The 22,663-nt window shown below is 66.4% G+C and carries 18 protein-coding genes; 6 read left to right on the forward strand and 12 right to left on the reverse strand.

From position 1 onward, the window contains the following. From mrdA to BME24068_RS26435, 4 genes are all read right to left on the reverse strand, one after another. On the reverse strand, positions 1-2,117 hold a 2,117-nt coding region (gene mrdA / locus BME24068_RS26420; protein ID WP_174927871.1), incomplete at its 3' end, for a penicillin-binding protein 2. Between the two features lie 121 nt (positions 2,118-2,238). Then, a complete protein-coding gene (mreD, locus tag BME24068_RS26425) occupies positions 2,239-2,751 on the reverse strand; it encodes a rod shape-determining protein MreD (RefSeq protein WP_009687274.1) in 513 nt (170 codons plus the stop codon). Continuing rightward, a complete protein-coding gene (gene mreC / locus BME24068_RS26430) occupies positions 2,748-3,809 on the reverse strand; it encodes a rod shape-determining protein MreC (protein WP_174927872.1) in 1,062 nt (353 codons plus the stop codon). The genes mreD and mreC overlap by 4 nt, the downstream gene beginning before the upstream one ends. Before the next feature lie 128 nt (positions 3,810-3,937). After that, positions 3,938-4,981: a rod shape-determining protein gene (locus BME24068_RS26435; RefSeq protein WP_004189550.1), complete on the reverse strand. Its 1,044-nt coding sequence runs from the start codon at positions 4,979-4,981 to the stop codon at positions 3,938-3,940. Between the two features lie 366 nt (positions 4,982-5,347). On the opposite strand from BME24068_RS26435, the gene gatC reads away from it, so the two are divergent. The 5 genes from gatC (at position 5,348) to BME24068_RS26460 (ending at position 10,553) form a co-directional block, all read left to right on the forward strand. Next, positions 5,348-5,647: an Asp-tRNA(Asn)/Glu-tRNA(Gln) amidotransferase subunit GatC gene (gene gatC, locus BME24068_RS26440; RefSeq protein WP_096508406.1), complete on the forward strand. Its 300-nt coding sequence runs from the start codon at positions 5,348-5,350 to the stop codon at positions 5,645-5,647. Positions 5,648-5,713: 66 nt separating this feature from the next. Further along, positions 5,714-7,285 (forward strand): Asp-tRNA(Asn)/Glu-tRNA(Gln) amidotransferase subunit GatA, encoded by a 1,572-nt coding sequence (gene gatA, locus BME24068_RS26445; RefSeq protein WP_174927873.1) that lies wholly within the window; start codon positions 5,714-5,716, stop codon positions 7,283-7,285. Between the two features lie 2 nt (positions 7,286-7,287). After that, a complete protein-coding gene (gene gatB, locus BME24068_RS26450; protein WP_174927915.1) occupies positions 7,288-8,763 on the forward strand; it encodes an Asp-tRNA(Asn)/Glu-tRNA(Gln) amidotransferase subunit GatB in 1,476 nt (491 codons plus the stop codon). A gap of 126 nt (positions 8,764-8,889) precedes the next feature. Beyond that, positions 8,890-9,729: a polyphosphate kinase 2 family protein gene (locus tag BME24068_RS26455; RefSeq protein WP_096508403.1), complete on the forward strand. Its 840-nt coding sequence runs from the start codon at positions 8,890-8,892 to the stop codon at positions 9,727-9,729. A 50-nt stretch (positions 9,730-9,779) separates the two neighbouring features. Next, positions 9,780-10,553 carry an exodeoxyribonuclease III gene (locus tag BME24068_RS26460; protein WP_014895708.1) on the forward strand — a complete coding sequence of 258 codons (774 nt, stop codon included), beginning with the start codon at positions 9,780-9,782 and terminating at the stop codon, positions 10,551-10,553. Between the two features lie 107 nt (positions 10,554-10,660). Here BME24068_RS26460 and BME24068_RS26465 read toward each other — a convergent pair whose 3' ends face one another. After that, entirely contained in the window at positions 10,661-11,713 is a 1,053-nt protein-coding gene (locus BME24068_RS26465; RefSeq protein WP_096508401.1) for an NAD(P)-dependent alcohol dehydrogenase, read from the reverse strand. Positions 11,714-11,941: 228 nt separating this feature from the next. Here BME24068_RS26465 and BME24068_RS26470 point away from each other — a divergent pair, with 228 nt between their 5' ends. Beyond that, positions 11,942-12,892: an AraC family transcriptional regulator gene (locus BME24068_RS26470; protein ID WP_174927874.1), complete on the forward strand. Its 951-nt coding sequence runs from the start codon at positions 11,942-11,944 to the stop codon at positions 12,890-12,892. A 46-nt stretch (positions 12,893-12,938) separates the two neighbouring features. Here BME24068_RS26470 and BME24068_RS26475 read toward each other — a convergent pair whose 3' ends face one another. From BME24068_RS26475 to BME24068_RS26505, 7 genes are all read right to left on the reverse strand, one after another. Then, positions 12,939-13,982 (reverse strand): M48 family metallopeptidase, encoded by a 1,044-nt coding sequence (locus tag BME24068_RS26475; RefSeq protein ID WP_174927875.1) that lies wholly within the window; start codon positions 13,980-13,982, stop codon positions 12,939-12,941. Next, positions 13,972-15,393 carry an AmpG family muropeptide MFS transporter gene (locus BME24068_RS26480; protein ID WP_096508399.1) on the reverse strand — a complete coding sequence of 474 codons (1,422 nt, stop codon included), beginning with the start codon at positions 15,391-15,393 and terminating at the stop codon, positions 13,972-13,974. Before BME24068_RS26480 ends, BME24068_RS26475 begins: the two co-directional genes overlap by 11 nt. 114 nt (positions 15,394-15,507) lie before the next feature. Further along, positions 15,508-16,116 (reverse strand): methionine biosynthesis protein MetW, encoded by a 609-nt coding sequence (metW, locus tag BME24068_RS26485; RefSeq protein WP_044847830.1) that lies wholly within the window; start codon positions 16,114-16,116, stop codon positions 15,508-15,510. Continuing rightward, complete coding sequence (metX, locus tag BME24068_RS26490; protein WP_096508398.1) at positions 16,113-17,258, reverse strand: homoserine O-succinyltransferase MetX; 1,146 nt, start codon at positions 17,256-17,258, stop codon at positions 16,113-16,115. The genes metW and metX overlap by 4 nt, the downstream gene beginning before the upstream one ends. A 260-nt stretch (positions 17,259-17,518) precedes the next feature. Continuing rightward, positions 17,519-20,620 carry an autotransporter family protein gene (locus BME24068_RS26495; protein ID WP_239007889.1) on the reverse strand — a complete coding sequence of 1,034 codons (3,102 nt, stop codon included), beginning with the start codon at positions 20,618-20,620 and terminating at the stop codon, positions 17,519-17,521. A gap of 206 nt (positions 20,621-20,826) precedes the next feature. Next, positions 20,827-21,369, reverse strand: a complete 543-nt coding sequence (locus BME24068_RS26500) for a fimbrial protein (RefSeq protein WP_096508397.1) — start codon at positions 21,367-21,369, stop codon at positions 20,827-20,829. A 247-nt stretch (positions 21,370-21,616) separates the two neighbouring features. Continuing rightward, complete coding sequence (locus tag BME24068_RS26505; RefSeq protein ID WP_162826260.1) at positions 21,617-22,645, reverse strand: fimbrial protein; 1,029 nt, start codon at positions 22,643-22,645, stop codon at positions 21,617-21,619. Positions 22,646-22,663 lie beyond the last annotated feature (18 nt).

A 22,663-nucleotide genomic window follows, 5' to 3' on the forward strand; every position in this document is an offset into this window, starting at 1 on the left:
GTCGGCGCGGCGGCGCTGGCGTCGGCCGGCTGCGCGGCGCTCGCCGCGTCGGGCGCCGATGCGGCGTTCGCCGCGCTGGCCGCGTTCGGCGGGACCGGTTGCGGCAGCGCGGTGAAGCCGGCCGCGACGACGGCGGGCTTCGATGCGTCGCCGATCACCGGTGCGTTCACCGGCTCGGTCGCCGAGGCGGCGGCGGCCACGGCGGCCGACTCGCTCTGCGGGTTCTGGCGGTCGACGAGGTAGAAGTCGAGCACGCGGCGCGCGATCGGGCCCGCGGCCTGCGCCCCCCAGCCGCCGTTCTCGACGACCAGCGCCACGGCGATCTGCGGATGGTCGACCGGTGCATACGCGATGAACAGCGCGTGGTCGCGCAGGTGTTCGGCGAGCAGGTGGCCCTTGTAGTTCGAGCCCTGCAACGAGAACACCTGTGCGGTACCGGTCTTGCCGGCCGCCAGGTACTGGGCGCCGCGGAACACCTTGTACGCGGTGCCCGACGGGTTTTCGACCACGTTCTCCATCCCGCGCTTCACGACGTCGATGTCGGACTGCTTGAGCGGGATCACTTCGCTTTCCTTCGGCACGGTCAGGTGGCGCGCCCGCGTGATCGGATCCTCGATTTCCTTCACGAGGTGCGGCTTCATCACGATCCCGTTGTCCGCGAGCGTCGCGGTCGCATGGGCGAGCTGCAGGATCGTGAACGAGTTGTAGCCCTGGCCGATCCCGAGGCTGATCGTTTCGCCGTCGAACCACTTCTGCTGCGCAGGCTTCTTGAACGCCTTCTTCTTCCAGTCGGTCGACGGCAGGATCCCGCGCGCCTCGCCCTGGATGTCGATCCCGGTGATCTGGCCGAAACCGAACGGCTTCATGAAGTTCGCGATGGCATTCACGCCGAGGTCGCGCGCGAGCATGTAGAAGTAGGTGTCGTTCGACACCATGATCGCCTTGTTCATGTCGACCCAGCCCTGGCCCGAGCGCACGTCGTTGCGGAACGTGTGGCCGCCGAACGTGAAGTAGCCGGGATCCTGGAAGCCCCAGCCGGGCGTGCGCTTGCCGAGCGTCAGGCCGGCCAGCGCCATGAACGGCTTGTAGGTCGAGCCGGGCGGGTAGGTGCCGTGCAGCGGGCGGTTCAGGAGCGGCTTGTCGGGAGAGTTGTTGAGCTCGTCCCAGGTCTGCTGGTCGATGCCGTCGACGAACGAGTTCGGATCGAAGCTCGGCGACGACACGAACGCGAGCACGTCGCCCGTCTTCGGCTCGATCGCGACAAGCGCGCCGCGCTTGCCGGCGAACGCCTGCTCGGCGACCTGCTGCAGCCCGATGTCGAGCGACAGCACGAGGTTGTTGCCGGGCGTCGCCTGCGTGCGCGACAGCGTGCGCACCGGCCGGCCGCCGGCCGTCACCTCGACTTCCTCGAAGCCCGTCAGGCCATGCAGCTCGGTCTCGTAGCTCTGCTCGACGCCGATCTTGCCGATGTAGTCGGTGCCCTTGTAGTTGTTCGCGTCGCGACGCGGATCGTAATTTTCCTGATCGCTGTCGTTGTCGTCGCTCATCGCGTCGATGCGATCCTGGTCGCGCTTCGAGATCCGGCCGATGTAGCCGATCACGTGCGCGGCCGTCATGCCGAGCGGGTACTGGCGGAACAGCCGCGCGCGCACGTCGACGCCGGGGAAGCGGAAGCGCTGCGCGGTGAAGCGCGCGACTTCCGCGTCGGTCAGGCGCGTGCGGATCGGCAGGCTCTCGAAGTTCTTCGAGTCTTCCTGCAGCTTCTTGAAGCGGCGGCGGTCGCGCGCGTCGATCGGGATGATCTCGGACAGCTTGTCGATCGTGTTGTCGAGCGTGTCGTCGAGCTTCGACGGCGTGATTTCGAGCGTATACGCCGAATAGTTCTTCGCGAGGACGACGCCGTTGCGGTCGGTGATGATCCCGCGGTTCGGCACGATCGGCGCGACCGAGATGCGGTTTTCCTCGGCCTGCAGCGCGTATTTGCCGTGCTGGAACAGCTGCAGGTAGAAGAAACGGCTCGCGAGCAGCCCGAAGCAGACGAACACGAACACGCCCGCCGCCGCGACGCGCAGGCGGAACCTCGAGAGCTGTTGCTGGGTGTCGTTGAATTCGGTCATGCGGTTACGTTCGATCTGGCCCGTGCGCGGCGAGCGGGCGCGGGCGAGGGGCGGCCCCGGCGCACGGCGCGCGGCAGGCTGGGGGGCGGCGGGTATTCAAGGTCGGTCTCGGCGGCGCGGCTCAGATGGGGCGCGTATCGTCCGGATCGACCGGGCGGCGTTGCGGCATCAGCAGCAGATGGCTTGCGATCGGCCACAGCGCGGCCTCGACGAAGCCGTCCACCAGGTAGCGCCAGCCGGGGAACGCGGCACCCATCACGAGGCGGATCACGAACGGCACGAGCTGCGCGACGACGAGCAGCGGCGTTACATACAGCACCTGCACGCCGATCGGCATCCACAGCACGCGCCGGTGGATCGTGATCGCGCCGTACGACAGCAGCGTATAGGCGAGCGCATGCTCGCCGAGCAGCCCCGCGTCATGCACGTCCATGAGGATGCCGAGCGCGAACGCGACACCCATGCCGACCTTGCGCGGCTGGTGAATGTTCCAGAACAGCAGCACGAGCGCGACGAAATCGGGCACGCCGGGCAGGCGGCCCCACGGCATCAGGTTCAGCAGGAACGCGGCGGCGAGGCTGAAGACGATGAAGTACGGGTTGACCGGCTGCAGGATGTATTGCGGGCGGTTCATCGCTGGGCTCCTGATTGCCCGGCCGCGGGCTTCGCGGGTGCGGCGGCGGGCTTTGCCGGAGCGGCAGGCGCAGCCGGCGCGGGTTTCGCGCCGGGCGCGGGCGCGGCGGCCGGCTTCGCATTCGCGGCGGCCTTCTCGCTTTTTGCGGCAGCCTTCGCGCCCTTTTTGGCGCCCTTCGCGTTCTTGTCGGCGGCCGGATCGGGATCGGCCGGGCGCGGCGGGGCGTCGTTCTGGTAGTGCAGCACGAGCATCTGGCGCGCGCCGCGCACGGCGGCGATCGGCGCGCAGGTCACGCGGGCGAATGCGGTGTCGGCGAGCTTGTCGACGCGCACGACCTTCGCGACCGGCAGGCCCGGCGGGTAGACGCCGTCGAGGCCGCTCGTGACGAGTTCGTCGCCCACGAGGAGGTCGGAGCTGGTCGGCACGAAGCGCAGGTCGAGCGAGTCGCCCTTCGGCGTGCCGTAGATCACGCTGCGCAGGCCGGTGCGCAGCACCTGCACGGGAATCGCGAGGTCGCGGTCGGTGATCAGCGTGACTTCGGCCTGCAGCGGGAACACGCGCGTGACCTGGCCGATCACGCCGTCTTCGCTGACGACCGGTGCGCCGTCCTGGATGCCCTGCTGCGAACCCTGCCCGATCACGATCTTCTGCGTGAACGGGTCGCTGGTGTCGTACTGGATCTCGACCGGCGTCGATTGCGTCGCGATGTGCTGGCGCAGCTCGAGCACCGCGCGCAGGTGCACGTTCTCCTGCGCGAGCACGGCGGCCTGGTTGGCCTGCGTGGACAACTGCAGGTTGCGCTTGCGCAGCGCGTCGTTCTCGTGGCGCAGCGATGCGCCCGTGACGGCGATGTCGGCCGCGCCCATGAACAGGTCGCGCGGCACGAGCGCTGCGCGCTGCAGCGGGTACAGCACGGTGCCCAGCACGCCGCGGACGATTTCGAGCGTGCTGAAGCGCGCGTCCGACACGAGGAGCGCGATCGCGAGTGCGACGAAGAAGATGAGCCGCGCGAGCGCGGGCGGACCTTGCTTGAAGAGGGGCGGCGGACTGTATTCCATGGTCGGCGCCGGGCGCGTGGTGATCGGTTAAATAATGCTCAGACGCGCAAACGGCGTGGCGGTTCGTTCTGAACGAGCGATCCGGCCACGCCGCGGGTGCGTCATATCAAACGGGACTGCTTAGACCATCACTCGTACGAGAAGATGCTGCCCAGCTTGTCCATGCGCTCGAGCGCCATGCCCGAGCCGCGCACGACGCACGTGAGCGGGTCTTCCGCGACGAGCACCGGCAGGCCGGTTTCTTCCGCGAGCAGGCGATCGAGGTCGCGCAGCAGTGCGCCGCCGCCCGTCAGCATCATCCCGCGCTCGGCGATGTCGGCGCCGAGTTCCGGCGGCGTCTGCTCGAGGGCGATCTTCACCGACGACACGATCTGGTTCAGCGGGTCGGTCAGTGCTTCGAGAATTTCGTTGCTGGAGATCGTGAAGCTGCGCGGAATGCCTTCCGACAGGTTGCGGCCCTTCACTTCCATTTCCTTGACTTCGGAGCCCGGGAACGCGGAGCCGATCTCCTTCTTGATCGCTTCGGCGGTTTGTTCGCCGATCAGCATCCCGTAGTTGCGGCGGATGTAGTTGACGATCGCTTCGTCGAACTTGTCGCCGCCGACGCGCACCGAGCCCTTGTACACGATGCCGCCGAGCGAGATCACGCCGACTTCGGTCGTGCCGCCGCCGATGTCGACGACCATCGAGCCCGTGGCTTCCGACACCGGCAGGCCCGCGCCGATCGCGGCCGCCATCGGCTCCTCGATCAGGTAGACCTGCGAGGCGCCGGCGCCGTGTGCCGCTTCCTTGATCGCGCGGCGCTCGACCTGGGTCGAGCCGCACGGCACGCAGATGATGATGCGCGGCGACGGGGAGAACATGCGCGATTCGTGCGCCGTCTTGATGAACTGCTTGATCATCTGCTCGGTGACGGTGAAGTCGGCGATCACGCCGTCCTTCATCGGGCGGATCGCCTCGATGTTGCCCGGTACCTTGCCGAGCATCTGCTTGGCTTCCTTGCCGACCGCCTGGATCGTCTTCTTGCCGTTGGGGCCGCCTTCCTGGCGAATCGACACGACGGACGGCTCATCGAGGACGATGCCCTTGCCGCGCATGTAGATCAGGGTGTTTGCGGTGCCGAGGTCGATCGCGAGATCGTTGGAGAAGTAGCTGCGCAAAAAACCGAACATTCAGAATCCTGTTTCGCTCTGGGCCGGCCCTGCATAGCGAGCGCTGAGGGCGGCAGCGGAAAAAATAACAGCCTCGGGAAGCGTGGCGGAAGCGGCCGCCGCGGCGCACGAAGCTGCGAGTGATGTCTACCGGGGGCGCACGAAGCACGCACGGCTTGCCGAAGTGGGGCGAAACGGTGCGGGAAAAGGCTGCCGGGTTTGGGTCGAACGCGTAATGATACCTTATAATTTCACGGTATTTGAATCGAAACGGGCGGTATTTTTGCCGCTTCGGCCCCGATTTTTGAGGGTGGGATCGCACCCTCCAACCCCCCGCCGCAACGCTGTTTTCGAGGTGTTGCGCAGTCTTGTTTTTCCGGTGATCGCATGGCCCTGACCCTGACCGATGTGAAACGCATCGCGCACCTGGCGCGACTCGAAATGGCCGACGCCGACGCCGAGCATACGCTCGGCCAGCTCAACGAATTCTTCGGCCTCGTCGAGCGGATGCAGGCGGTCGACACCGCCGGCATCGCGCCGCTCGCCCACCCGATCGAACAGATCCAGGAAGTCGCGCAACGCCTGCGTGACGACGCCGTGACGGAAGTCGTCAATCGCGACGACAACCAGCGTCCGGCGCCGGCCGTCCAGGACGGCCTCTATCTCGTGCCGAAGGTGATCGAGTAAGCATTCGCTGACAAGCGCGCCGGCCCTGCGCCGCGCGCGACCCAGAATTCCCAGGAAAACCACTCAATGCACGCAAAAAGCCTGACCGAACTGCGCGCCGCGCTCGCCGCCAAGGAATGCTCGGCCGTCGAGCTCGCGCAGCTCTACCTGAAACGGATCGACGCGGCTCGCGACCTGAACGCGTTCGTCCATGTCGACGCCGATCTGACCCTCGCACAGGCGAAGGCCGCCGACGCCGAACTCGCGCGCGGCGCGGGCGGCGCGCTGACCGGCTTGCCGATCGCGCACAAGGACGTGTTCGTCACGCGCGGCTGGCGCTCGACCGCCGGCTCGAAGATGCTCGCGAACTACGAGAGCCCGTTCGACGCGACCGTCGTCGCCCGCCTGCAGGCGGCCGGCATGGTCACGCTCGGCAAGACCAACATGGACGAGTTCGCGATGGGCTCGTCCAACGAGAACTCGGCGTTCGGCGCGGTGAAGAACCCGTGGGACACCAATGCGGTGCCGGGCGGCAGCTCGGGCGGCAGCTCGGCCGCCGTCGCCGCGCGCCTCGCGCCGGCCGCGACCGGCACCGACACCGGCGGCTCGATCCGCCAGCCCGCGTCGTTCGCGGGCGTGACGGGCATCAAGCCGACATACGGCCGCGTGTCGCGCTACGGGATGATCGCGTTCGCGTCGTCGCTCGACCAGGGCGGCCCGATGGCGCAGAGCGCGTCCGACTGCGCGCTGCTGCTGAACGCGATGGCCGGCTTCGACGAGCGCGACTCGACGAGCCTCGAGCACGACGACGAGGATTTCACGTGCCACCTCGGCCAGCCGTGGGCGGCCGGCAACGACGCGGGCAAGCCGCTCGCGGGCCTGCGCATCGGCCTGCCGAACGAATATTTCGGCGACGGTCTCGCCGACGACGTGCGCGCATCGATCGACGCGGCGCTCAAGCAATATGAAGCGCTCGGCGCGACGCTCGTGCCCGTATCGCTGCCGAAGACGGAGCTGTCGATCCCCGTGTACTACGTGATCGCACCGGCTGAAGCGTCGTCGAACCTGTCGCGTTTCGACGGCGTGCGCTTCGGCCATCGCGCCGCGCAGTACGGCGACCTGCTCGACATGTACAAGAAGTCGCGCGCCGAAGGCTTCGGGCCTGAAGTGAAGCGCCGGATTCTCGTCGGCGCCTACGTGCTGTCGCACGGCTACTACGACGCGTACTACCTGCAGGCGCAGAAGATCCGCCGCATCATCGCGCAGGATTTCCAGGAAGCGTTTAAGTCCTGCGACGTCATCATGGGCCCGGCGTCGCCGACGGTCGCATGGGATCTCGGCGCGAAGGGCGACGATCCGGTGCAGATGTATCTCGCGGATATCTACACGCTGTCGGTGAGCCTCGCCGGCCTGCCCGGCATGAGCGTGCCGTGCGGTTTCGGCGCGGGCGCGAACGCGAAGCGTCCGGTCGGCCTGCAGATCATCGGCAACTATTTCAACGAAGCCCGGATGCTGCAGGTCGCCGACGCGTTCCAGCGCGCGACCGACTGGCACAAGCAAGTTCCGGCGGGGGTGGGGAATGAGCCCCCACGCTCACTTTGTTCGCTGCCCCCCGAGGGGGCGCATGCCTCCCTTGAGGCGGCTCGGCGGGAGGCATGAATATGGCTACTCAATGGGAAGTCGTCATCGGTCTCGAGACGCACGCGCAACTGTCGACCGTCTCGAAGATTTTCTCCGGCGCGTCGACGCAGTTCGGCGCGGAGCCGAATACGCAGGCCTGCCCCGTCGACCTGGCGCTGCCGGGCGTGCTGCCGGTGCTGAACCGCGGCGCGGTCGAGCGCGCGATCCGCTTCGGCCTCGCGATCGGCTCGACCATCGCGCCGCGCAGCATCTTCGCGCGCAAGAATTATTTCTACCCCGATCTGCCGAAGGGCTATCAGATCAGCCAGTACGAGATTCCGGTCGTGCAGGGCGGCCAGATCACGATCCAGGTGCCCGCCAACGAAAAGGCCGGCAAGGAAGCGTACGAGAAGACGGTCAACCTGACCCGCGCGCACCTCGAGGAAGATGCGGGCAAGTCGCTGCATGAAGACTTCGCCGGGATGACGGGGATCGACCTGAACCGCGCGGGCACGCCGCTGCTCGAGATCGTCACCGAGCCGGAAATGCGCAGCGCGGCCGAAGCCGTGGCCTATGCGAAGGCGCTGCATGCGCTCGTCGTGTGGCTCGGCATCTGCGACGGCAACATGCAGGAAGGCTCGTTCCGCTGCGACGCGAACGTGTCGGTGCGCCCCGTCGGCCAGGAGAAGTTCGGCACGCGTGCCGAGATCAAGAACCTGAACTCGTTCCGGTTCCTCGAGGAAGCGATCAACTACGAGGTCCGTCGCCAGATCGAGCTGATCGAGGACGGCGGCGAAGTCGTGCAGGAAACGCGCCTCTACGATCCGGACAAGCGCGAGACGCGCTCGATGCGCAGCAAGGAAGACGCGCACGACTACCGCTACTTCCCCGATCCCGACCTGATGCCGCTCGTGATCGGCCAGGACTGGGTCGAGCGCGTGCAGGCCGGGATGCCCGAGCTGCCGGCCGCGATGCAGCAGCGCTTCGCCGAGCAATATGGCGTGTCCGCGTACGACGCGGGCGTGCTGACGTCGAGCAAGGCGATGGCCGCGTATTTCGAATCGGTGGTCGCGAAGGCGGGCGCGGCGAACGCGAAGATCGCCGCGAACTGGCTGATGGGCGACGTGTCGTCGCAGCTGAACCGCGACGGCATCGAGATCGACGCGATCCCGGTCTCGGCCGCCCAGCTCGCGCTGGTGCTGCAGCGCATCGCTGACGGCACGATCTCGAACAAGATCGCGAAGGAAATCTTCGCGACGATCTGGGACGAGCAGGCAACCGACGAAGGCGCGGCCGACCGCATCATCGACGCGAAGGGCCTGAAGCAGATCTCCGACACCGGCGCGCTGGAAGCGATCATCGACGAGGTGCTCGCAGCGAACGCGAAGTCGGTCGAGGAATTCCGCGCGGGCAAGGAAAAGGCGTTCAACGCGCTGATCGGCCAGGCCATGAAGGCGACGAAGGGCAAGGCCAATCCGCAGCAGGTCAACGAACTGCTGAAGAAGAAGCTCGGCTGAACATGGGCGCGCGCCTGAACCGCGCTTGACGACGGGCCGCCGCCGAACCTGTTCGGGGCGGCCCGTCGTTTTGGTGCATGCGTTATCGTGTGCACGTGCGCACCACACCGTCCAACGGAGGAACGAATGGCGAAACAACCGTCGCTCGACGATTTCCGCGTGCCGTACGGCACGCGCGAGAAGGAAGCTGCCGGATTCAAGCTCGATGCGTTCGATCCGGGCGCGAAGCCGTTCTCGTCGGGTTCGAAGGACGCCGACCGCGAACGGCTCACCGCCGTGTCGACGGCGCTCGACGTGCAGCAGGAGCGCCTGCACACGCAGCAGAAGAAGCGCGTGCTGCTCGTGCTGCAGGGGATGGACACCAGCGGCAAGGACGGCACCGTGCGCGCGGTGTTCCGCGACGTCGATCCGCTCGGCTTGCGCATCGTGCCGTTCAAGGCGCCCACGCCGATCGAGGCCGCGCACGACTTCCTGTGGCGCGTGCATGCGCAGGTGCCGGCCGCGGGCGAACTCGCGATCTTCAACCGCAGCCACTACGAAGACGTGCTCGTGCCGCGCGTGCTCGACCTCATCGACGACAAGGAATGCGAGCGCCGCTACCGGCAGATCCGCGATTTCGAGACGATGCTGGCCGAGAACGGCACGACGATCATCAAGTGCTTCCTGCATATCTCGAAGGACGAGCAGCGCGAGCGGCTGCAGGCGCGCATCGACGATCCGGCCAAGCACTGGAAATTCGACATCTCCGATCTCGACGCGCGCAAGCACTGGGACGCGTACCAGTCGGCGTACCGCGACGCGCTCGCCGCGACGTCGGCCGAGCATGCGCCGTGGTACGTGATTCCGGCGAACTCGAAGACGCACCGCAACGTGATGATCTCCGAACTGCTGCTGCGCACGATGACCGACATGAAGCTCGAATTCCCGCCGCCGAAGCCGGAGCTCGACGGGGTGAAGATCCGCTAGGCTGCGATCCTGTAAAAAACATCGAACTGAACTGAACAACGGAACCCGACATGATGCGAGTGATTACCGCCAACCTGAACGGCATCCGCTCCGCCGCGAAGAAAGGCTTCTTCGAATGGCTCGGCGAGCAGAACGCCGACTGCGTGTGCGTGCAGGAAATCAAGGTGTCGGCCGACGACCTGCCGGCCGAATTCGTCGAGCCGCACGGCTTCAGGAGCTATTTCCACCACGCCGAGAAGAAGGGTTACAGCGGCGCGGGCGTGTACAGCCGCCACGAGCCCGATGACGTGATCATCGGCTTCGGCAGCAGCGAATTCGACTCCGAGGGGCGTTACGTCGAGGCGCGCTACGGCAAGCTGTCGGTCGTGTCGGTGTACGTGCCGTCCGGCTCGAGCGGCGAAGAGCGCCAGCAGGCGAAGTACCGCTTCATGGACGAGTTCATGCCGCATCTGGCCGAGCTGAAGAAAAAGCGCGAGGTGATCCTGTGCGGCGACGTGAACATCGTCCACAAGGAAATCGACATCAAGAACTGGAAGAGCAACCAGAAGAATTCGGGCTGCCTGCCGGAAGAGCGCGCGTGGCTCACGCAGCTGTTCGACGACGTCGGCTATGTCGACGTGTTCCGCACGCTCGACCCGCGCGCGGAGCAGTACACGTGGTGGAGCAACCGCGGCCAGGCATACGCGAAGAACGTCGGGTGGCGGATCGATTACCAGATCGCGACGCCGGGCGTGGCCGGCACCGCCAAGAGCACGTCGATCTTCAAGGACATCAAGTTCAGCGATCACGCGCCGCTGACGGTGGATTACGACTACAAGAAGTAATCGTCGACGCGGTGCGGCATGACGCGCACCGCAGTCGAACCTGCCGGTCGCCGGATGCAAAACGGGCCGCATGTCGAACATGCGGCCCGTTTCGTCTGGCGCGTCGCTTACTGCTTGAGCGACGCCATGTCCACCACGAACCGGTACTTCACGTCGCTCTTCAGCATCCGCTCGTAAGCGGCATTGATCTGCTGCATCGGAATCGTTTCGATATCCGACGTGATCCCGTGTTCCGCGCAGAAATCGAGCATTTCCTGCGTCTCCGCGATCCCGCCGATCAGCGAGCCCGCGAGGCGGCGGCGCTTGAAGATCAGGTTGAACACCTGCGGCGACGGGTGGTCGTGCTCCGGCGCGCCGACGAGCGTCATCGTGCCGTCGCGCTTGAGCAGGTGCAGGAACGGATTCAGGTCGTGCTGCGCGGCGACCGTGTTCAGGATGAAGTCGAAGCTGTTCAGGTGCGCGTTCATCTGCGCTTCGTCCTTCGAGATCACCACTTCGTGCGCGCCGAGCCGCTTGCCGTCCTCGATCTTCGACGGCGACGTCGTGAACAGCACGACGTGCGCGCCCATCGCGCGCGCGAGCTTCACGCCCATATGGCCGAGCCCGCCGAGGCCGACGATCCCGACCTTCTTGCCGGGGCCGACGTTCCACTGGCGCAGCGGCGAATAGGTCGTGATCCCCGCGCACAGCAGCGGCGCGGCGCCGGCCGGGTCGAGCGTCTCCGGCACGCGCAGCACGAATGCCTCGTCGACGACGAGCTGCGTCGAGTAGCCGCCGTACGTGACGTCGCCGGTCACGCGATCCTGGCCGTTGTAGGTGCCGACGAAGCCGTTCTCGCAATACTGCTCGAGGCCTTCCTCGCAGCTCGGGCAGGTGCGGCACGAGTCGACGAGGCAGCCGACGCCGACCAGCTCGCCGACCTTGAAGCGCGATACCTGCGGGCCGGTCGCGGTCACGCGGCCGACGATTTCATGGCCCGGCACGACCGGGTAGATCGTGTTGCGCCATTCGTTGCGGGCCTGGTGCAGGTCCGAGTGGCAAACGCCGCAGTACAACACCTCGATCTGGACGTCGAGGTCGCGCAGCGCGCGGCGCTGGAATTCGAACGGGGCGAGCGGCGAGCGCGCATCGGTCGCCGCGTAAGCGTAAGTTGTGCTCATGCAGGGGGCTCCTTGTCCGGGAAAACATCCGGCGAAACAGACTGCCGCCGCACCATGTGGCGGTGCGGCGAGACAGGTGCCCATCGTAAGGAGCGCGCGGCCGCGGCGAAATACACGAAGGTCTCGAAGATTTGCCTATTCCTCTCGAATTGCACGCGAGCGGCCGTCAAAACGGTTTCAGGGTGCTACATTGCGAGCCAGATTCTCTTGCAGGACAGGATGACGCCGATGAGCTTCCAGCCCCTTTTCGACGACTCGGGCGACCGCGTGCGGCGCCGCATGATCGAGCTGCATGCGCGCCTCGCGCCGAACGAGGGCGACACGCTGGCGGCGCTCGACGGCGTGCGCTTCATCCGCGTGAGCCGGCCGGTGCCGCGTATGCCGGTGCTGTACGAGCCGAGCATCATCGTCGTGTGCCAGGGCCGCAAGCTCGGCTATCTCGGCGAGCGCTCGTTCGTCTATGACGCGCAGCAGTATCTCGTGCTGTCGGTGCCGTTGCCGTTCGAATGCGAAACCTTCGCGAGCATGGACGAGCCGTTTCTCGCGATCTCGATCCGCGTCGATCTCGCGGTGATCGCCGAACTCGCGATTCTGCTCGACGAGACGCTCGGCGCCGCGGTCAGCGAGCCGCACGGCGTCTACTCGACACCGCTCGATGCGCCGCTTGCCGACGCGGTGGTGCGCCTCCTCGAAGCGCTCGCGTCGCCGCACGATACGTGCGTGCTCGGGCCGGCGATCATGCGCGAGATCGCGTATCGCGTGCTGACCGGCGCGCAGGGCGACGCGATACGCGCGGCGCTCGTTCAGCGGCATCATTTCGGCCGCATCGCGAAGGCGCTGCGGCGCATCCATGCGGACCTGACGGCCGATCTCGACGTCGAGACGCTCGCGCGCGAGGCCGGAATGAGCCTCGCGGTGTTCCACGCGCAGTTCAAGCACGTGACCGCGACGTCGCCGATGCAGTATGTGAAGGCCGCGCGCCTGCACCAGGCGCGGTTGATGATGGTGCAGGACGGCGTCGGGGCAGGGGCTGCCGCCGCGCGGGTCGGCTATGCGAGCGCGTCGCAGTTCAGCCGCGAGTTCAAGCGGCTGTTCGGCCGCAGCCCGGGTGACGAAGTGCGTGCGATGCGCGAAAGCGGCGCCGGAAGCCGGCCGGTCGAATCGGTCGTCCGCGCGTAGTGCCGGACGCCGTGCGCCGCCGAATGCAGAACGCCGGATGCGGCGCTCAGCGCCGCACGACCTTGCGCCGCTGCGCGCTGATGCCCGCGTAGTCGGGCAGCGTGTCGACCCGTTTGCCGACCGCCTTCGCGTACAGCGGCATCAGGTCGGGCAGGCGGTTCAGCAGATCCTGGCGCCGCGTGGCACCGTACGGGTGCAGGTAGATGAAGCCCGTCGCCTTGTCCGCGCGCGTCGCGGCCGCGAGCTTGTCCCACAGCGTGATCGCCGCGCGCGGATCGAAGCCCGCGCGTGCGGCGATGTCGCCGCCGATCACGTCGGCTTCGGTTTCGTCGGTCGGGTCGTAGCGCAGCGTCTGCAGGCGTGCGCCGAGGTTCAGGGCCTGCGGCAGCGGGTCGCCGACGCCGAACAGCGGCGGCAGCGTGGCCGCGCGCAGCGAGGTTTGCGACGTCGTGCTGAAATTGCTGCGCGCGTGCTCGCGCAGCGCATGCGCGATGCCATGCGCGAGCAGCACGCCGAATTCGTCGTCGTTCAGGCGCACGCGGTCGAGCATCCCGCCGTACACGAGGACCTTGCCGCCCGGCAGGCAGGTGATGCGGATGTCGCGCGAGCGGATCGCATTGACCTCCCACGCCCAGTTCTTCACGCGATCGTTCCACTTCACCGAATACGGCGCGAGCTTCGCGACGATCGCGCGCAGGCGCTTCACGCGCGGCTGGTTCGCGGGCAACAGGCGGCTGCTGTCGGCGGCTGCCTGCACGATTTGCGCGTATTCGGTCGCGGTGAGCTGTTCGAGCAGCGTTGACGGGATCAGCGTGCGGAACGCGATCGCGTTGCCGTAGCGGACTTGCTGCGGTGTCGGCGTATAGGCTTTCGTGGACGCGGCCGCACCGGTCGGCTGCGCGGCTTCGGCCGCGGACGGCGTAGCGGGTGCCGCCGGCGTGGACGGCGAAGCGGGCGCGGTGGCCGGTGCGGAGCCTGCCGAGGTCGCGTTTGCGTCGGCCGCATGTGCGCTTCCGGCCACGAGTGCCGCGATGCCGACGCTCAGCGACGCGGCGATGCGTGCCAGGCCATGCAGTCGATCACTGCGCACGGCGGGCCTCGCCGTTGCGTGCGACGCCGTTCCACGGCGCGATCTTGAACAGCAGCAGCATGCCGGGGATCGCGAGTGCGGTGCACGCGATGAAGTAGTCGAACCAGCCGATCTTCGCGACGATGAAGCCGCTTGCGGCCGACGCGAGCGTGCGTGGCACCGACGCGAGGCTCGTGAACAACGCGAATTGCGTGGCCGTGTAGCGCGGGTCGGTCGTGCTCGCGATATAGGCGACGAACGCGGCCATCGTCAGGCCCGTCGTGAAGGTTTCGAAGCCATAGACGATCGCGAGCGCGACCGTCATCGGGCTGAATTGCGGCGTGACGGCGATGCCGAACACCGATAGCCCGGCCGCGATCGCGTGGCTCGTCGAGACCGTGAAGTCGTACAGCATCGCGAGCACCGGCGAGCCGGGGCCGAGTTGCGCGAGCCATGCGAAGCCGAGCGTCGACACCATCTGCAGCGCGCCGAAGATCCACAGCCCGCGGCCGATCCCGATCTTCACGAGCCACACGCCGCCGACGATGCCGCCGGCGACGCTCGCGACGAGCGCGGTGGTTTTCGCGACGATGCCGATCTCGGTGCGCGTGAAGCCGATGTCGAGGAAGAACGACGTCGACAGCGTGGTCGCCATCGTGTCGCCGATCTTGAACAGGAAGATGAACGCGATGACGAGCAGCGCACCGGCCCAGCCGTCGCGCTGGATGAATTCGCGGAACGGCAGCACGATCGCGTCGCGCAGGTTGCGCGGCGGCGCGCCGACCACTTCGGGTTCGCGCACCACCAGCGTCATCAGGATGCCCGGCAGCATGAATGCACCGGTGAGCGCGAACACGACGTCCCACGGCATGTGATCGGACAGGATCAGCGCCAGGGAACCCGGGATCAGCGCGGCGAGCTTGTACGCGTTCACGTGCACCGCGTTGCCGAGGCCCTGCTCGGTGTCGCGCAGCAGTTCGCGGCGATACGCGTCGATCACGATGTCGGAGCTCGCGCCGAAGAACGCGACGAGCGTCGTGAGCGCGGCGACCGTCCAGATCGAGTCGCGCGGCGACACGAAGCCGAGCGCGGCGATCGCACCGGCGACCAGCACCTGCGTGAACAGCATCCAGCCGCGCCGGCGGCCCGGCCGCCAGCCGGGCAGGCGCGGGATGTAGCGGTCCATCAGCGGCGCCCACAGGAACTTCCACGTATACGGGAACTGAATCAGCGCGAACAGGCCGATTTCCTTCAGGTTCACGCCCTCGGAGCGCAGCCATGCCTGCACGAGGTAGACGAGCGTGAAGAGCGGCAGGCCGGACGTGAAGCCCAGGAACACGCAGATCAGCATGTGCGTGTTCAGATAGGCGCGCCAGCCGGGGTGATCCTCGTGAGCGGTGAGTGCGGGCGCCTCGTGTGGCGTTTTCGACATGGACAGGAACTGGGTAGCGTTGACTGATTGCGGCGGCAGCGCAGGCGGCGCGGACCGCGCAGGGGGCGGTCGCACGCATGTGCGGGCCGGATCTCCCGTCAACGGCCCCCTGGCTCAGCTGCGCTTGACGCGGTAGACAGCAAGACTACCACGCCAGTTCGCTCCCCATCGAATCGGCTGGCCTTCGTGCAGCACGATGCGGTCGAGGATCGTGACGCCGACTTCCGGCGCGAGCGCCTCGAAATCCTTGATCGTCAGCACCCGCACGTTCGGCGTGTTGTGCCACTGGTAGGGCAGCGACTTCGACACCGGCATCCGGCCGCGCAGCACCGACAGCCGGTGCGCCCAGTAGCCGAAGTTCGGGAACGACACGATGCACTCGCGCCCGACGCGCGCGGTTTCGCGCAGGATCGCGGCCGTCTGGTGGATCGTCTGCAGCGTTTGCGACAGGATCGCGAAATCGAAGCTGTGATCCTCGAACAGGCGCAGGCCGTCCTCGAGGTTCTGCTGGATCACGTTGATCCCGTTCTTCGCGCTCGCGAGCACGCCCGCATCGTTCAGTTCGATCCCGTAGCCGGATACGTCCAGTTCTTCCGACAGCAGCGACAGCAGCGAGCCGTCGCCGCAGCCGAGGTCGAGCACGGTCGCACGCGGTTCGACCCAGCGGGCGATCGCACGGAAGTCCGCACGGGCGGACAGGGAGTTCAGCGCTTGCTGGTTCATGCACCCACCTCGATGGCGATTCGTTCGTAATACGCGCGGAGCAGGTTGTGATAGCGCGCGTCGTCGAGCAGGAACGCGTCGTGGCCGTGCGGCGCGTCGATTTCCGCGTAGGTGACCGTGCGCTTGTTGTCGAGCAGCGCTTTCACGATCTCGCGCGAACGCGCCGGCGCGAAGCGCCAGTCGGTCGAGAAGCTCGCGATCAGGTATTTCGCCTGCGTGTGGGCGAGCGCGGCGGTCAGGTTGCCGTCGAACGCCTTGGCCGGGTCGAAGTAGTCGAGCGCGCGCGTGATCAGCAGGTACGTGTTCGCGTCGAAGTAGTCGGCGAACTTGTCGCCCTGGTAGCGCAGGTACGACTCGACCTCGAACTCGACGTCGAAGCTGAAGTTGTACGCGTCGAGCGCGCCGTCCGCGCGGCGCAGCGCACGGCCGAATTTCTCGGCCATGTCGTCGTCGGACAGGTACGTGATGTGGCCGATCATCCGCGCGACGCGCAGGCCGCGCTTCGGCTTCACGTCGTGCGCGTAGTAGTCGCCGCCATGGAAGTCGGGATCGGACAGGATCGCCGAGCGCGCGACCTCGTTGAACGCGATGTTCTGCGCGGACAGCTTCGGCGTCGATGCGATGTCGATACAGTGCGCGACGCGTTCCGGATACATCAGGCTCCACGCGAGCGCCTGCATTCCGCCGAGACTGCCGCCCATCACGGCGGCGAAGCGCTCGATGCCGAACGCATCGGCGACGCGCGCCTGCGCATGCACCCAGTCCTCGACGGTAACCACCGGGAAACGCGCGCCGTACGGCTTGCCGGACGACGGATCGACGCTCATCGGGCCGGTCGAGCCGAAGCACGAGCCGAGGTTGTTTACGCCGATCACGAAAAAGCGGTTGGTGTCGAGCGGCTTGCCGGGGCCGACCATGTTGTCCCACCAGCCGGTGCTGCGCGGATCGTCCGCATAGACGCCGGCGACGTGGTGCGACGCGTTGAGCGCGTGGCAGACGAGCACCGCGTTCGAGCGCGCGGCGTTGAGCTCGCCGTACGTCTCGACGACGAGCTGATAGTTGCCGATCACGCTGCCGCTTTGCAAGCGCAGCGGTTCGGCGAAGTGCATGGTCTGTGGAGCGACGATGCCGATCGATTCCATTCGTTCCGCCTTATGACTGGGCGGCTAAATGGTGTCGGCGATGCGCGGAGGCGAAGGTGCGCGGCTGACGACCTCTTTAGCCGCATTTGTAGTGAACCGCCGGGACAAAGATACACATCCATGCCCGGCCGGTTCGCGCGCCCGCAATCGAGTCAGCAAATCGGCGCGCTTCCGACCTGCCGCCAAGGAGGCGGCAGTCGGCAAAGTATAGCGGAATTCCGCGGGGTGCGGATTTCGCACCCCGCGGGCCGCCGGCGGGGTTACCAGCGGTATTTCGCCGAGAGTTGCCCCTTCACCACCGAGTAGTCGGACAGATTCCCTTCCACGCCGAGGCTTGCCGACACCGAGAATTGCCGGCTCACCTGCCCGGTCGCCCCGATGCGCACGGCGGCGCGGTCGCGCGGCACGGCGAACGAGAAGGCATTGCGATCGAGCGTCAGCGAGCGCGAACCGGGGCCGTGCCACCAGTTCGCCTCGATGAACGGCCGAAGCTCGCGTCCGGCCGACATCGCTGTGACGCCGTGCACGCGCACGCCGACGCGGGTCAGCACGTCGGTGGCGCCCTGGCCGTCGATCCGGCCGCCGGGCGCGGCGTGGGCATCCGCGCGGTAGTCCGACACGACGAGTTGCATTTCGGGCTCGACGAAGAAACGCGTGTCGCCGCGCTCGTAGAACGGCAGCGAATAGCCCGTTTCGACCGAGCCCGTGACGGTACGCGACCGGTACGAGTCGGCCGCGAGGCTGCCGCCCACGCTGTTCGCATAGGCGCCGTACATGAACCACGCATCGACGTAGGGGCCGGTCAGGATGTCGCGGTTGCCGTACCAGGTGCCGTACAGCCCGACGTTGTAGCCAGCCACGCTGCCGCGCGAGGTGGCGTTCGTGATGCGGCGCTCGAGCGGGTTCCACAGCGGGCGCGTCGACCAGTTCGTCTGGCTGCCGTACATGCCCATCGCACCGACGCGCACGCTGCCGCCGCGACCGTCGCCGAAGCGGAACAGGTCGGCGCCTGCGTGAATCAGGCGGCCGTTGCCCGACACGCTGCGGTTGCCGCCCGACATCGACGTCATCTGGCCCTCGGCGCGCAGCCAGACCGCGCCGTCGAGCGGGCCTGCCGCGCTGGTGCGCAGCGAGCGATCGTCGCGCTGATGCAGCGTATGGATCGCCATCATCGATGCGGCATCGGCGTTTGCCATGTACGCGTCGGGTTCCGGTGCGGCGGCGCGTGGGGGCGGTGGCGGCGGCGTGATTTCCGGTTTGATCGGCGGCTCGGGTTTCGCTGCGGACACGAGATACCAGTCGTCCGGTTGTCCGCCTTGCCCGCCGCGCGCCAGCATGTAGTCGTAGCCGCCGGCGGACAACGTGCCGAAGCCTTGCCGGAAGCCGTCCGAGGCCGCGTCGAGCTTGAATGCCGCTGCATCCGTCGTGCCGCCGTTGCGGGTCTGGACGATCGGGATGCCGACGGTCGTTGGCGCGCCGTCGCCGCCGGTGCGCTTGACGATGATGCCGGTGTCGCCCGATGCGCGTCCGCCGTCGATCACGAGGCGGTCCGTGGGCGATGCATCGTCCCGCAGCGTCGTATGGAGGACGAGCTTGCCATTGCGCGCCGCATAGTCGCCCGTGACGACGAGCGTGCGCGGCGTGAGTGGCACGTCGGCAGCCGGCGTGTCGAATGCGATCGTCGAATCGTTCAGCGAGACGGAACCGACCGTCGAGTCGCCGGTGACGGTCCATTGGCTGTTCGTGTCCAGCGACAGCGAGCGAACCACGTCGGTCGCGCCGGTCCACGTGGAGGCATTGGCGAGCGTGACGTCCGTCACGGCATCCGTCGGGCTGCCGTCTTCGGTCGGCTGGTTGACGATGTCGCCGACGGCATGGGAGCGGGCGTCGAGCGTCAGGCTGACCGGCTCGCCCGACTCGGCATGCACGGACAGCAACTTGCCGTTGCCGCCGATGGCGCGCGTGCCGTTCTTCAGCACGATGGTCGCGTCGGACGCGTCGATCGCGCCGTGGCGTTCGCTGATCAGCAAGCCGTCGTCGATCGTCAGCGTGCCGCCGTAGACGGCCGCTGCATGAGCGCCGTCGCCGGTTGCGCGCGCGCTGGTCCGCACGAGATCGATCGTGCCGCCGGCGCTCGAATAAAGCGCGACGGCTTCCTTGCCGTGGGTTTCGACGCTGGTATCGACGAGCGACGCGACGGAGTCCGTACCGGCCGACATCACGCCGCGCGCGCGCTCGCCGCTCGTCGTGATGCCGCCGCGCGTCATCGAGAACTTGCCGCCGAGGCGGGCGATCGCGCCGATCGCGCGCGCGCCGGTGGTGGTCACGAACGTATCGGTGGCATCGACGACCGGCGTATCGGTGTATTCCTTCGATGCATAAAGCCCGTGCGCGCTTTTGCCGTGCGTGATGACGCGCGTGCGCGCGAGCTCGACGCTGCCCTCGCGCGTGTCCACGCCGAGCGCGTAGTCGCCGGCAGTTTCCAGGTACGAGTCGCTGAATGCAACGGTGGACGAGCTCGGCAGATACAGCACCGACGCATAGTCGCCGTCCGTGCGGATATCGGTACGGGTCAGTGTCGCCCGGACGCCGCCGTAACTGATGGACAGGCCGGTGCCGAACAGGCCGCTGGTACGGATCAGCGTGTCGGACACGTCGATGGTGCCGCCCGGCGCCAGGATCGCCGTGATGCCGCTCGCTTCCTTGCCGCGCGTCACGATTACGCTGTCGGACAGCGTGAGGTGCGCATTGTTGCCGTCGACGGACGCGCCATGCGAATAGTCGCCGTCGGTATCGATGGACACGCGCTCCGCGGATGCGCTACCGCCGTTACGAAGGTCGATGCCGACGCTGGAACTGCCGCGGGTCCGGATTTCGGTATCGCGAAGGACAACACGCGACTTGCTGCCCCACGCGGCGGCACCCGCCGAACTGTTGCCGGTCGAAAAGATGCGGGTCCGGCTGCGGGTCGTCAGCGTGCCGCCGTTGATCGCGGAAAGCACGTCTTGGCCGGGCTTGTGCGTCGAATATTCACCCGGCGCAACTTCGAGTTCGATGCCGTCGGCTTGCTGCGCGCCACCGCCCGTGACTTGTGCAGTCGATGGCGACGACATCGCCGCACCGGCGAGCAGGGCCGAATGTGCGACGTACAGGCGCACGCGTGCTCGGGACGAGAGGAAATAACTGCGGTTCACCAGATCACCTTTATTGTCTTGAACAGGTGAAAAGTAGTTTTGTTTAGCAGGTTTGGATATTGGACGAGTTCGAATTTTCGGAACAGACCAACGGGCGGCATGGAGAACACGTGACGCGCGACGGTGCTTCGGAACCGACTGCCTGGATGAGGTACTGCGTTGACCCATGGCGAGTCATCCGGCGCGAGCGTTGTCGGCCTGGTTGGTTACGGAATCCTGAAAGAGGCGAGATGCAGCCACGACGGGTAGAACGACAATGCCGTCGGCATGCGGATCGATGGCGCGCTGGTTCGCCGAGGATGCCGGGGAAGGGGCGCGCGCCCCCGCGCCCCTGTGACGATCCGGCGCACGGGACGCGCGCCGGTTCTCGGACTTTACTGATACATGATCGAGTACATCACCGAGGTGTTCACCGTGCCTTGGCCTGCAGGGCCGCCCGTCGCGACGTACTGAGCGTAATACGGCAGCTCTGCAGCACCGTTCGACAGTGCGACCGCCTTCGAATTTTCATCGGCCTTGCCTACGCCGATGTTGCTCGTGTCGCCGTTGAGCAGGCCGACTTCGACATTCTTCGCGGTGCCCGTTGCGTTGAACAACTGGCCGGTGGTCGAGTTGACCGTGGTGCCCGGTTCGAAGTGCGTGTAGACGTTGCCGGTTGCCGGCGAGCAGTTCGTCAGGCCGATCTTGAACGGCGTGCGGCCGGCCGTCGAGCCGCCGGTGGCGAGCGACGACGTCGACACCTTCGGCAGTGCGACGGTGAAGTCCTTGCCGCCCGTGCCGTTGCCGTTGATCGTGCAGGTCTGCGTACCGATCTGGCCGTTGATGGTGATCGTGCCGTCGGTGGCGTGTGCCACGGTGGGCAGGGTTGCTGCGGCAACGACGGCGAGTGCTGCGATGCTGGAGAGTGCGAGCTTCATATCAAATCCTCTGGTACTGGTTGAGAAAAAAATGGACTTCGTCATCAGGTCGCTCACCTGCCATGACAGGTCGTACGAACAACATCCGACTGGGTCCGAAAGCCAACCTTCCGATGCATCTATAAGGATTGCAAAATGGAAGGTCGTTCGACCATCGATCGGGCGATGGTCGTCAGTGAGTATCGGTCGCTCCGCGCTACCCGGCGACCGGTACTACCGAATTACTGTGCCATTCGGCGTGCTGCGACTACTGGTAACTCATCGTGAACGTAGCGACGCCCTTCACCGTTCCGCTGGACACCTTGCCGGTCGCGATATATTGCGCGGTCAGCGGAATGTTGCTGAGCGTTGCGGACGGGCCGACATACCATTGATTCGTGTTGCCGATGGCGGCCGAATCCGGACCGTAGCCGACGGGCTGTCCATTTCTCAAAATGCGCAGTTTCACGCCTTGCGCCGACGAATCCGGCGTGAGCGTCAGTTGATTTCCCGTATTGCCTTGGTTCGTCAAATCAGTCAGCGTCACGTAGACGTTCGATCCGGACTTGCAATTCAGTCCGATGTTGAATCCGGTATCACCCGCGGTCATGCCCACTGTACCGAGCTTGCTCGCGGCCACCGGCGGCAATGGGAACTTGATATCCGGCGTGGTGACGGTGCAGGTCTTCGGCATGATGATCAGCTTTCCTTTGCCGGCTTCATTCCAATAGATCTGGTACTTGTATCCGTACGTGGGACGAGCCCGGTTCTTTGCGCCTATCTGCCATATGCCGACGGTACCGTTCGGGATGACCGCGTTGTATATGCGATCGCTGGCCTTGATCAGTTCGACCTTGATTTGGTATCGGCCTTCAATCGGTTTCGTCGTCGTATGAGGCGGTGCCCAATCCTGCGTTGCGCCGTTGTAGACCATCATGACCTCTCCGGTCTCGAGATTGGTGAAGCGCAGCCCCAGGGATTCCGGCGCGGGCAAGCTGGTCAACACATACGAAACGCCGGGAATGCCGGTGGGCCGCTGATTGTTCATGAAGTAAAACGAATATCCATACGGCGAAGTCGTATTCGCGTCGCATCGATATGGCAGCGTCAGGATCTTTGTCGCCAAAACCGTGCCGTCAGGTATGTCGCGCGGGACAAGGACGGTGCCGAAAGAGAAGCTGCGCTGATAATCGGCGCCCGTTTCGTCGTTATAGCAAGTTGGAATTTGCGCTCGGCTGGCGACTGAATACGCCGAGCCAGCGATACAAAGCGTGGTAATCAGCAGATATTTGAGCATGGTCTTTTCGTTTTGCAT

Origin of the sequence: Burkholderia anthina (assembly GCF_902498995.1) — a bacterium.
Lineage (GTDB): Bacteria > Pseudomonadota > Gammaproteobacteria > Burkholderiales > Burkholderiaceae > Burkholderia > Burkholderia anthina.

Coding starts and splice junctions, on each gene's coding strand:
- mreD (WP_009687274.1), bottom strand. CDS start 2,751: ATGAACCGCCCGCAATACATCCTGCAGCCGGTCAACCCGTACTTCATC.
- mreC (WP_174927872.1), bottom strand. CDS start 3,809: ATGGAATACAGTCCGCCGCCCCTCTTCAAGCAAGGTCCGCCCGCGCTC.
- BME24068_RS26435 (WP_004189550.1), bottom strand. CDS start 4,981: ATGTTCGGTTTTTTGCGCAGCTACTTCTCCAACGATCTCGCGATCGAC.
- gatC (WP_096508406.1), top strand. CDS start 5,348: ATGGCCCTGACCCTGACCGATGTGAAACGCATCGCGCACCTGGCGCGA.
- gatA (WP_174927873.1), top strand. CDS start 5,714: ATGCACGCAAAAAGCCTGACCGAACTGCGCGCCGCGCTCGCCGCCAAG.
- gatB (WP_174927915.1), top strand. CDS start 7,288: ATGGCTACTCAATGGGAAGTCGTCATCGGTCTCGAGACGCACGCGCAA.
- BME24068_RS26455 (WP_096508403.1), top strand. CDS start 8,890: ATGGCGAAACAACCGTCGCTCGACGATTTCCGCGTGCCGTACGGCACG.
- BME24068_RS26460 (WP_014895708.1), top strand. CDS start 9,780: ATGATGCGAGTGATTACCGCCAACCTGAACGGCATCCGCTCCGCCGCG.
- BME24068_RS26465 (WP_096508401.1), bottom strand. CDS start 11,713: ATGAGCACAACTTACGCTTACGCGGCGACCGATGCGCGCTCGCCGCTC.
- BME24068_RS26470 (WP_174927874.1), top strand. CDS start 11,942: ATGAGCTTCCAGCCCCTTTTCGACGACTCGGGCGACCGCGTGCGGCGC.
- BME24068_RS26480 (WP_096508399.1), bottom strand. CDS start 15,393: ATGTCGAAAACGCCACACGAGGCGCCCGCACTCACCGCTCACGAGGAT.
- metW (WP_044847830.1), bottom strand. CDS start 16,116: ATGAACCAGCAAGCGCTGAACTCCCTGTCCGCCCGTGCGGACTTCCGT.
- metX (WP_096508398.1), bottom strand. CDS start 17,258: ATGGAATCGATCGGCATCGTCGCTCCACAGACCATGCACTTCGCCGAA.
- BME24068_RS26495 (WP_239007889.1), bottom strand. CDS start 20,620: ATGGGTCAACGCAGTACCTCATCCAGGCAGTCGGTTCCGAAGCACCGT.
- BME24068_RS26500 (WP_096508397.1), bottom strand. CDS start 21,369: ATGAAGCTCGCACTCTCCAGCATCGCAGCACTCGCCGTCGTTGCCGCA.
- BME24068_RS26505 (WP_162826260.1), bottom strand. CDS start 22,645: ATGCTCAAATATCTGCTGATTACCACGCTTTGTATCGCTGGCTCGGCG.